Origin of the sequence: Actinosynnema sp. NPDC059335 (assembly GCF_042752395.1) — a bacterium.
Taxonomy (GTDB): domain Bacteria; phylum Actinomycetota; class Actinomycetes; order Mycobacteriales; family Pseudonocardiaceae; genus Actinosynnema.
Genome location: NZ_JBHYXZ010000168.1, coordinates 6,857 through 17,193, shown reverse-complemented (window position 1 = coordinate 17,193; position 10,337 = coordinate 6,857). Strand labels below are relative to the sequence as shown.

Genomic DNA, 10,337 nt, shown 5'->3' with positions numbered 1-10,337 from the left:
GGGGGGACACCGCGGGCCCTCGACACCTGCATCGGTGGGGGGGGGGCGGGGTGGGCCCCCCGCTCTCCGCCCGCCGGGGCCCACCCCGGGGGTCGATCAGACGAAGCTCTGGTGGCAGGTCACCGAGGCGCTGCTGTGGTCGGTGCCCGGGTTGCAGCAGCTGAAGCTCCAGCCGCTGGCCATCGCCTCGACCTCGTCGTTGTTCTCCATGCCCTGCAGGTCGTAGATCGACATGTCGCTCATCTCCTTCGTGGTTGGTGGAACTCCTCAGGCACGGCTCGACGTCCGTGCCCGGGTCTTCGGGGGCAGCAGGAACGGCAGCGACACGCGCTCGCCGGTCCGCGCGGCCCGGGCGGCGGTCAGGGCGAGCAGGACACCCGCGCTCCCGGTCGCCAGGTCCATCGACAGCCTGAGCAGCTGGGAGCCGGGGAACGCCAGGTGCCCCCGCCACCGCAGCACGTGCCAGTTGAGCCCGGTCACCTGCTCGGCGGAGGCCCGCACGCCGTCGGGATCGTGGGCGGCGTTGCACAGGACCATGCCCGCCTGCCCGTCGAAGAGGCCGGGGAACAGGTAGAACGACGACCGGGTGGCGGGCCGGATCTCGGCCGCGCGGGCCTCCAGGTCCGGGTCGGGGCGAGCCGCGAGGTACCGCCCGAGGGCGATGCCGATGCCGCCGCTGCCGCCGGCCAGGTAGGGCATCACCCGGAAGCCCTCGTTCACCTGGAGGGTGCCGTCGTCGGCGTAGGCGCAGCGACGCAGGTCCTGGCGGAGCGCGATGTCGGCCGCGTCCAGGTGTCGCGGGTCGCCCGTCTCCTCGAACAGCTCCGTGAGGAACAGCGCGGGTCCGGAGGAGCCCTGGAGCAGACCGGCGCGCGGGTGCCCGCCGCCGCTGACCTCGCCCACGTCGGTCACCCGTCCGAGGCGTTCCCGCACCGCGTCCGCGGTGCGCAGCGCCCGGCCCAGGTAGCGGTCGTCGCCGCACTCGCGGGCGAAGTGCAGCCAGGTCAGCCCGGCGCCGGCGAGCCCCTGGCCGAGGTCGGCGTCCTCGGGGTCGGGCGCGGACCAGGCCCGGTCGAGCACTTCCAGCGCCTCGTCCCGCCGGCCGAGGTCCCACAGCGCGTACGCGATGCCGTGCAGGCCGTGGTAGAAGCCGGGCGGGATGTCGTCGCGGTCGGCGACCCGGTCGACCAGCCACCGCTCCCACTCCGCCGGGTACTCCTGGCCGGCCGTCCGCAACGCCCACAGCACCCCCGCGGCGCCGTTCGCCATGCCCAGCGCCGCGCCCGGTTCGAGGAACTGCGCGACGTCGCCGGGGAAGAGCCGGTCGGTCCGCTCCGGGGTCGCGGAGGCCCTGATCCCGTCCGCGATCGAGGTCGCCGCCTCGTCCATGTCGACCTCGTCCGCGGACAGCTGGTGGAGCGCCAGCGTCGGCTCCAGCCGGTTGCCGCGCAGCGTGTCGACCGCGTCGGCGAGCCAGCCCGCCGGCACGCCGAACCGGTCGGCGACCACCTCGGCGAGGTGCGCGGCCTTGGACCGGTGCAGCGGGATCACGGCGGTCAGCGGCGCGAACAGGGCGATCTTCAGCGCGGCCAGGGAGTGCTCGTCCACGTCGACGCCGGTGAGGTCCCGCGGCGCCACGAAGCCGGAGTTGGCCATCAGCTGCCGACCGCCCTCGGCGACGAACCAGCCGCCCTCGAAGTCGATCAGCCACACGTGGTCGCCCTCGTCGGAGCACACCACGTTGTTCATGTGCAGGTCCCCGAACACCACGCCGCGCCCGTGCATCGCGCGGACGGTGTCGGCGACGCGCTGCCAGGTGGCCATCGCCCACGCGGTGTACTCGGCCAGCTCGTCCGGACCGGGCCGGCCCGGCCGCAGCAGGGGGTTGCGGCGGGTGCAGGCGCGGTAGAGGTTGGCGCCCTCGACGAACTCCTCGACCAGGAACTCGTGCCCGGCCGCCTCGTGGTAGCCCTTCAGCTCCGGCACGCCCGGCAGCCCGCGCAGCGCGGTCAGGATGTCCCGCTCCCGCCGCAGCCGGGTGACGGCGTCCCGCCCCGCGCGGTCCACGCCCGCGTGCGGCCGGGCCTCCTTGACCGCGACCCTGGCCCCGGTGGACTTCTCCCGGCCGTCGTACACCCCGCCGCTGTTGGAGTAGTGCAGCGGGCGCACGACCTCGAACGGCAGCCCGTCGATGCGGGCGGCGTTGCGGCGCTCCAGCTCGGGCCGCAGGAAGGCGGGCACGTCCACCCAGTCGGGCACCGAGAACACCGGTCCCCGGTGGTCGGGCACGAGGTTGCCGTCGGCGTCCTCGATCGCCATCACCGGGCGGCCGTCCGCGTTCTTGACCGTGCGCCGCTCGAAGGCCCCGTAGCGGACGTACACCGGGCCTTCCCGCCACCGCAGGTCGCTGAGCACGTACGGACCGGGCAGGCCGTCGAGCAGCTCCCCCAGCTCGGTGACCACGGCCTCCAGGTGCCGTTCGTCCAGCGGGTAGATCGCGGCCAGCTTGCCGCCGCCCGCGCGCTCGCCGTACTTGACGTTGCGGTTGTGGTACTCCGGCGCGCTCGGGACCAGCTTGAACGTCAGCGAGCGGGCGACGCAGAAGTCGAAGACCTCCCGCGCGACCTCCTCGGCCCGCTCCACGGTCGCCGAGACGTGCACCTTCCAGCCCTGGCGCGGGATGCGCGACCCGATCGGCTGGTAGTGCACCCAGCCGCTGGTGTGCGACCGGCTCCAGCCCGCCGGGGTCGCGGCCTCCCGCAGGGGTGTGAACAGCTTGTCGTCGGTGATCTCCAGCTCGATCGTGTCGTAGAAGTCCGGATCGGTCACGCAGAAGACCTGGTACTGGGCCTCCATGGGAACTGGCACCGCGTTCTCCTCCCTGCCCTCCGCTCGCCGCCTCGTGGGGCAGTCCAGCAGCGCGCGATCTACCGGCGATCTACGCGGGCCGGCGAGCCCGGCCCGGGGGCGCGCAGGTCCGGCGCGTCGGCGAGGATCGCCTGCTGGAGTTCCCACAGCTCACGGGCGGGTTCCACGCCGATCTCGGCGACCAGGTTGCGGCGGAGCTGGCGGAACGCCTGGAGGGCGTCGGCCCGGCGACCGCCGCGGTGCAGCGCGAGCATGAGCCGCCCCCACAGGCCCTCCCGCAGGGGTTCGCGCCGGATGGTGTGCCAGAGCGGCTGCACCACGTCCTGGTGGCGGCCGAGCGCGAGCCTGGCGTCCGCCCAGCCCTCGAACGCGCTCAGCCTCTCGTCCTCCAGCCGGCCGGCCGGGATGCCGAGGTTGCGGGACAGGGGCACGTCCTGCAACGCCTCGCCCCGCCACATGTCCAGCGCGCGCCGCAGCAGCGCGTCGGCCTCCCGCGCGCGACCGTCGGCCAGGGCGTCGCGCCCCCGTCCCACCAGGTCGAGGAACACCAGCAGGTCCACGTCGGCGGGCGCCACGTCGATCCGGTAGGTCGCGCCCCGCGAGCGCAGCGGGGCGGTGGCGGGATCGCGCGGGGCGAGCAGGCGGCGCAGCTGCCAGACGTACGTCCTGATCATGCCCACGGCCGACCGCGGCGCCGTCCCGTCCCACAGGTGGTCGACCAACCGGTCGACGGACACGTCCCGGTTGGCGTCGAGCAGGAGCGTGGCGAGCAGTTGCCGGTGTTTCGGGCGGGCGAGCGGGATCCGGCCGCCCGCCTCGTCGCTGACGGTCAGTGAGCCCAGCAGTCGGAACCGCACGTGGACCTCCTATCGGCGTGGTGCCCGGGGGTCGCCCAGCATCGCGAGCGCGCGCAAAGGGACCGTTGGATCGGCGTCAAACGCCTGTTCGGAGGCCGTCGTCGGGCACGGTTGACTTGTCGCAAATCTTGACGCAACATCATGAGGCAGGAGTTGAGACATGGGAGGCGTCATGCCGAACAGGGTTCCGCCGAACGCCGGCTCACCGGGCGACCTCGAACGGGCCGGCGCGTGGTTGGCCGGGCACGGTCTGGTCGACGTCGCGCCGACACCGCTGCTGGCGACGCGGCTGAGCGTTCGGCGACGGGCCCGGCTGGGCGCGTCGGTCGTGCTGGCCGCGTTCATCGTCGCGGTCGCCCTCGTCTACGCCGCCGGCCTGGTCGAGACCTCCAGGCGCTGGTCGCTGCCTGCGTTGACGGCGCTGGTGGTCGGGTTCGTGGCGGCCCAGGCGTCGCTGGACCGGTGGGTGCGGCGGGTCGACCGGCGCGCCGGCGCGTCGTTGCCGCGACGGGTGGCCTACCCGGTCCGGCTCGGTTGGCGCACGGTGCTCGGCGTGCCGCGGGCCGTGTTCGCCGCGGCGACGTTCGCGGGCGCGACGGCACTGGCCATCGGCGCCCTGGCGCTGGACGACCACACCGCGAGGTACGCGGCGGTCGTGCTGCTCGTCGGGCTGGGCGGGCTCGCGGTCGGCACGGTCGTCCAACTGCGCCACATCGTGACGCACCCGGCCGTGGCGGAGGACGAGGTGTCGCTGACCGCCGACGTCATCATGCGCGTCGAGGACGCCCGGGTCGGCGCCGCGCCGACCGCGGTGTGGTCGGTGTGGTCGCTGCCGGTGGTGTCGGTGTTCGGCACGACCCTCGGGTGGTGGAACGCCGCCTGGCTCGCGTTCATCGTCCTGAGCGTCATCGCGCTCGCCCTGATCGAGGCGCGGACCGCCCGGAGCGCCGCGGTGGCGCGGCACGTCCTGAGCGCCCCGTGAACCGGGCGATCGTCATCGACGCGGCCTCGCCCGTGCCGCCGTTCGAGCAGCTGCGCGCCCAGCTCGCCCGGCAGATCCAGGACCGCGTCCTCCCCGTGGGCACCCGGCTGCCGACCCTGCGCCGGCTGGCCGCGGACCTCGGCCTGGCGGTCAACACCGTCGGCCGCGCCTACCGGGAACTGGAGGCCGCCGGGCTGATCGAGACGCGCGGGGCGGCGGGCTCGTTCGTGTCCGCGGGCCGCGAGGAGGCGCGGGAACGGGCGAGCCGCGCCGCCGCCGACTACGCCGCCGTCATCGCGAGCCTCGGCATCGACACCAACGAGGCCATCCGCATCGTGCGGGCGGCGCTGACCAACGGCATCGCGGTGTCCCCCGCCACCGGCGACCCGGGAGAAGCCTGACATGACCCTGCCCGACAGCCTCCCCCAACGCGTCTTCCTGCTGGCCTACCACCCGGAGAAGGGCAAGGTCGGCGGCAACGCCGGTCCGATGCTCCGCGCCGCGGCCCTCGCCGACCTCCACCACCGCGGCCGGCTGACCGACGTCCGAGGTCGCCCCGCCGTCGCCGTGCGGCACCCGTGCCACGACCCGGTCCTCGACGCGGTCCTCGAAGAAGTCGCCCGCGCCAAGCCGCACACGTGGCAGTCCTGGATCGGCCGCGGGCAGCGCGCCACCTTCCGAGGGGTGCGCCACCAACTCGGCGACCGCGGCTGGGTCGACCTCCGACCGCACAGGGTCCTCGGCCTGTTCCCCGCCACCGACGTCACCATCCGCGACCTGCGCGTGCGCGACGACCTCCTGGCCCGGGTCCACGCCGCCCTGCGCCAACCCCTCGACACCGTCGACCCCGCCGACGCCGCACTGGTGACCGTCCTCGCCGCCGGCGACCTCAGACCCGTCCTGGACCGCAAGACCCAACGCGCCGACAAGCAGCGCATCCGCGACCTGGCCGCACTGAGCGGCCCGATCGGCCCGGCCCTGCGCAACTGGCTGGACGCCGCCGCGGTGGGCGCGGCTTGACGTTCCTCGCGGGATGACCTCGAAGGCGGGCGCACTCCGGGACCGACAGTCGGGGGTGCGGCCGGGGCTGGGCAGGCGACGGGTCGAGGGCGGCGCAAATGTGTCGACAGCGCGCTCGGCGCTCGGCACAGTGGTTGGCCGTGACGAGCAGCGAACTGTGGAGCCGGGCGGCGGCCGAGCGTTACGACGCCGAGGAGACCGAGAAGTCCTCGGCTGCCGTGCTCGGACCGACCCTCGACTTCCTCGCCGGACTCGCCGGTGGCGGCCGGGCGCTGGAGTTCGCCATCGGAACCGGACGAGTGGGCGTCCCGCTGCGGGAGCGCGGCGTGCCGGTGGTGGGCATCGAGCTGTCCGAGCACATGGCGGCGGTGCTGCGGCGCAAGATCGGCGCGGACGCGCTCCCGGTCGTCATCGGGGACATGGCCACGACCGTCGTCCCCGGTGGGTTCGCGCTGGTCTACCTGGTCTACAACACCATCTCGAACCTGCTCACCCAGGACGAGCAGGTCGAGTGCTTCCGCAACGCCGCACGGCACCTGGAGCCCGGCGGCCGGTTCGTCGTCGAGCTGGGTGTGCCGCCGCTGCGGCTCCTGCCACCGGGTCAGCTGGGGGTGCCGTTCGACGTCTCCGAGCGGCACGTCGGCCTCGACACCTTCGACCCGGTCGAGCAGATCCTCGTCTCCCACCACTTCACCCTCGACGGCGACGACGGCCGCTACCGCCGCGACAACTCGCGGCACCGGTACGCCTGGCCGGCGGAGCTGGACCTGATGGCGCGGATCGCCGGGCTCGTGCCGGAACGCCGCGTCGCGGACTGGGACGGCTCCCCCTTCACCCGGGACTCCCGCAAGCACGTCTCCGTGTGGCGCAAGCCGGTCTGACGGCGCGGTCGCACCCGGCGGGAGGACGTGCGGCACGACCGGGGCGAGCGCCCAGCCTCGGCGCTGATCCGTCCGGGTCCGACGCCTTGACGGCCGTCGAAACCCTTGGGTAGCTTCCGGTCGATCCACCGTTCTTCGCTTCTCGCGCACCGCAGATCGCTCCGGCGGCCGGACCCCGGGTTCGCCGGGTTCGAGTCCCCGCCACCTGGTCGACGGGAGGCACGGCGGATGGCGTTCGACATGTCGTTCCTGATCGCCGATCAGGACTACTACGAGCCGTGGGACACGATCGACCCCGGCGTGCGCTACGAGACGGTCCCGATGCCGGACGACTGGGCGCGCCGCGATTCCGGCGCGTGGACGCACTGGGGCCCGCCCGACCTCCTCCTGCCCGACCAGGGGTGGAAGGTCCACGTGTCCGCTTCCCTGGCCAACGCGCAGTTCGTGCTGGCCGTGGTCTCCGCCGCGTGCACCCGGCTGCGCGTCCCGTTCAAGCACCTGGCCGGTCGGGCGATCTTCCTGCAGGCGCACGGGAAGCACGCCGACCGGGTGCAGAGCGGCAAGTTCTGCACCCTGTACCCGCCCGACGAGGCGGGCGCGTCGGCGGTGCTGGAGCGGCTGGCCGCCGACCTGGCCGGGGTCGGCGGACCGCTCGTGCTCACCGACCGGCGCTTCGGCGACAGCGGGTGCGTCTCCTACCGCTACGGCGCTTTCCGCGCCCGCGCGCGCGTCGAAGCGGACGGCACCCGCGTGCCCACCCTCACCGGGCCGGACGGGCGCGAGGTGGACGACGAGCGCCGGCCCTCGTTCCACCTCCCGGCCGGGATCGAGGACCCGTTCCGCGCGGTGGCGCCCGAGCCGGCCCGGGGGCCGGTCACCGTCAACGGCTACACCTTCGAGGCGGTCCTGCGGCACAGCAACGCCGGCGGCGCCTACCGGTTCCGCACGCCGGCCGGCGAGGAGGTGTTCGTCAAGGAGGCCAAGGCCCACAACGGCTACACGGCCGACGGGGACGACGCCAAGGCGCGGCTGACCGCCGAGTACCTGGTGCTGCGCGCGATCCACGACCGCGCGCCCGGCCTGTGCCCCCGGCCGGTCGAGCTGTTCCACCACTGGGAGCACGCCTACCTCGTCACCGAGCTGGTGCCCGGGCGGTCGGTCTACCGCTGGATGGTGGCCAACAACCCCGCCGTGCGCACCGGCTCGGACCCGGCGGCCTTCGCCGACTACCAGCGCCGGGCCCTGGCCCTGCTCGACCGGCTCGACGCGCAGGTGCGCCGGCTGCACGAGCTGGGTTACGCCTTCATCGACCTGAGCCCGACCAACGTGCTCGTGGACGACGACGACGGCGTGCGGCTGGTGGACTTCGAGGCGGTGCAACCGCTCGGGCACGTCCGCCGGATCCTGGGCACGCCCGGCTACCTGCCGCCGGACCCGAGGTCGGTGGTCGACCGCGATCCCCGGGACCTGGACCGGTTCGGGTTGGCGTCGCTGGCGTTGCTGCTGCTGTTCCCGGTGCACGAGGTGGTCGAGCGGCAGCCGTGGGCCCTGCGCCACCTGCACGCCGACCTGACCGGGCTGGGTCCCGTGGAGCCGCGGCTGTGGGAGTGGGCCACGTCCCGCCGGCAGCCGACCGGCGGGTTCCCCGGGCCGACCCCGCAGGACGTGCGCGAGGACACCGTCGCCCACCTGCGCCTGCTGGCCGAGCGGACCGCCGACGCGCTGGAGCGGATGGCCCGGCCCGACCACCCGCGCGCGGTCTACCCGACCACCCCGGCCGGGCACGCCTCCGACACCCGCAACGTGGCCGCGGGCACCGCCGGTGTGCTGCACGCCCTGCACCGCGCCGGTCGCGCCGTCGACCCGGCCGTGCTCCGGCGGTTGCGCGACGAGGCGTTGGCCGCCGCGGGGACGGCGCCGCCGGGCCTGCTGTTCGGCAGCGCGGGCATCGCGTGCGTGCTGGCGGAACTGGGCGAGGAGGAGGCCGCCGGGGAACTGCTCACCGCCGCCGCGCGGCACCCCCTGAACCGCACGTCCGCGACACTGGGCGGCGGCGCGGCCGGCACCGCGCTCGGCCTGCTGGCGCGGCACCGCCGCACGGGCGAGCAGCGTTGGCTGGACCTGGCGCACGAGCTGCTGGACGACCTGCCCGACGGGGACGGGCTCGCCGCCCGATTACCGCGCGCCAAGCCGTCCGGGCTGGTCACCGGGCGGCCCGGCGTCGCGTTGGCCCTGCACCGCCTGGAGTGCGCGACCGGGGACGGTCGGCTGGTCACCCGCGCCATGCGGTTGCTGCGGGAGGAACTGGTCCACGCCGAGCCGCTGCCGGTGGACGGCCTCGGTTTCCGGATCTCGGCCACCGACGTCCGCGTGTTCCCCCACCTGTTCACCGGCAGCGCCGGGTACGCGGCGGTCCTGTCCCGGATCCTCGCCCGCCACCCCGACGCGTCGTTCGACGACGCCGACGCGACCGACGTCCTGGAACGCTGCCTGCGGGCGTGCTCGATCCGGTTCTCCGTGTTCCCCGGCCTGTTCTCCGGGCTGGCGGGCCTGGTCTCGACGCTCGCCGACGCGGGCCGCCGCCTGGGTCGCCCGGACCTCGTGGACGAAGCCGTGACCAGCGCCCGCGGCCTGTTCCGGTACGCGGTCCCGCACGCGGGCGGCGTGGGGTGGCTCGGCGACCCCGGCCAGCGCCTCTCCGCCGACCTCTGGTCGGGGTCGGCCGGCGTCCTGCTGGCCCTGCGCCGCCTCACCGAGCCCGCGCCGGGGCCCCTGATCGCCCGCGACGGGGACGTGCCCGCGTCGCGGCGTCCTGTCGCACAGCCACCGGAGGAAGGGAGTGATCGGCATGGAGGACGTGCTGCGCTTGCAGGCTGAGGAAGTCGCCGAGGAGGACGCCTGCCACCACGTGCTCACCACCAGCAGCCAGGGCAGCATCTGCCTGTGACCGCGGTCCTGCCGGGTCCGGCCACCGGCCGGGCCCGACGGGCGACCGGCCACCCGCCTTCCCGCGGCATCCCGGTCCGAAGCCCTGCGACCGTCCACGGCGGCCGTCGCGTCCGGACACTCCGGTCACGACGCCTGCTGCCGTTCGGTCAAGCGGGAGTGCGGGCCTTCAGGCGGCTGCGGCGGCGTGAGCGACCGGCGTCGTCCATCACTCGACGGCGGTCCGACCGTGGTCAGGCCAAACGGTCGTGGCGGGTGTCCGCCGAGCACCACCGGTGACGCAACGCACTCCCTGGAGGGAACACCGGGACGTGGCGCGCCGTTGTACCGAGTGGTCGGTGCGGTCCGTGTCCCCCGGGCCTCACCCACAACGCCTTCGCGGAACACCGGTCGACCGGAGCCGCGTCGAGCCCTTCGCCGAGAGGCGACCGCCGCACCGATCCCAGACCCGCCCCTGGCCGCGCACTCCCCCCAGCGCGGCCGGGGGCTGCCGCCTCCGGCCGCGACTCCCCCACCGCGCGACCGGAGGCCACCTACATCCCACCGATGCTGGGCCACCTCCATCGCCGCCGATGCCGGGCCACCTCCATCGCCGCCGATGCGGGTCACGGTGCAGGGGCCGGCCGTGGTCCGCCCTCCACCACGTGCGCCCGGAACGCCCCCGTGACGGTCTCGACGCGCGCCGACCTTGCCCTGCACCGACGACACGGCTCCGGAGGGGGGCGGCAGCCCGCGCCGGGGGGCGGCGCCCCGCCGTTAATGCGGCCCCCCGAGCTGCCCGAG

The 10,337-nt window shown here is 74.8% G+C and carries 8 protein-coding genes; 5 read left to right on the top strand and 3 right to left on the bottom strand.

Translation table 11 applies throughout. The annotated features are described in order from the left end of the window. Positions 1-96 precede the first annotated feature (96 nt). Genes ACFXGA_RS34140 through ACFXGA_RS34130 form a run of 3 tightly spaced genes read right to left on the bottom strand, consistent with a single transcriptional unit; the run spans position 97 to position 3,725 of the window. Positions 97-243: a SapB/AmfS family lanthipeptide gene (locus tag ACFXGA_RS34140; RefSeq protein ID WP_378095218.1), complete on the bottom strand. Its 147-nt coding sequence runs from the start codon at positions 241-243 to the stop codon at positions 97-99. 24 nt (positions 244-267) lie between these two features. Continuing rightward, the gene (gene lanKC / locus ACFXGA_RS34135; protein ID WP_378095216.1) at positions 268-2,868 is read right to left on the bottom strand and encodes a class III lanthionine synthetase LanKC; all 2,601 of its coding nucleotides are present in this window, start codon (positions 2,866-2,868) and stop codon (positions 268-270) included. A 59-nt stretch (positions 2,869-2,927) separates the two neighbouring features. Then, entirely contained in the window at positions 2,928-3,725 is a 798-nt protein-coding gene (locus ACFXGA_RS34130; protein ID WP_378095214.1) for a BTAD domain-containing putative transcriptional regulator, read from the bottom strand. Between the two features lie 172 nt (positions 3,726-3,897). On the opposite strand from ACFXGA_RS34130, the gene ACFXGA_RS34125 reads away from it, so the two are divergent. From ACFXGA_RS34125 to lanKC (ACFXGA_RS34105), 5 genes are all read left to right on the top strand, one after another. Beyond that, a complete protein-coding gene (locus ACFXGA_RS34125) occupies positions 3,898-4,707 on the top strand; it encodes a hypothetical protein (protein ID WP_378095212.1) in 810 nt (269 codons plus the stop codon). Beyond that, positions 4,704-5,108 (top strand): GntR family transcriptional regulator, encoded by a 405-nt coding sequence (locus ACFXGA_RS34120; protein ID WP_378095210.1) that lies wholly within the window; start codon positions 4,704-4,706, stop codon positions 5,106-5,108. Before ACFXGA_RS34125 ends, ACFXGA_RS34120 begins: the two co-directional genes overlap by 4 nt. A 1-nt stretch (position 5,109) precedes the next feature. After that, a complete protein-coding gene (locus ACFXGA_RS34115; protein ID WP_378095208.1) occupies positions 5,110-5,727 on the top strand; it encodes a GPP34 family phosphoprotein in 618 nt (205 codons plus the stop codon). Positions 5,728-5,867: 140 nt separating this feature from the next. Continuing rightward, entirely contained in the window at positions 5,868-6,608 is a 741-nt protein-coding gene (locus ACFXGA_RS34110; protein WP_378095206.1) for a class I SAM-dependent DNA methyltransferase, read from the top strand. A 228-nt stretch (positions 6,609-6,836) separates the two neighbouring features. Next, a complete protein-coding gene (gene lanKC, locus ACFXGA_RS34105; protein ID WP_378095204.1) occupies positions 6,837-9,485 on the top strand; it encodes a class III lanthionine synthetase LanKC in 2,649 nt (882 codons plus the stop codon). Positions 9,486-10,337 lie beyond the last annotated feature (852 nt).

Excerpts from the sequence above, each read along its gene's own strand:
- ACFXGA_RS34140 (WP_378095218.1), bottom strand. The coding sequence starts at position 243 with ATGAGCGACATGTCGATCTACGACCTGCAGGGCATGGAGAACAACGAC.
- ACFXGA_RS34125 (WP_378095212.1), top strand. The coding sequence starts at position 3,898 with ATGCCGAACAGGGTTCCGCCGAACGCCGGCTCACCGGGCGACCTCGAA.
- ACFXGA_RS34115 (WP_378095208.1), top strand. The coding sequence starts at position 5,110 with ATGACCCTGCCCGACAGCCTCCCCCAACGCGTCTTCCTGCTGGCCTAC.
- lanKC (WP_378095204.1), top strand. The coding sequence starts at position 6,837 with ATGGCGTTCGACATGTCGTTCCTGATCGCCGATCAGGACTACTACGAG.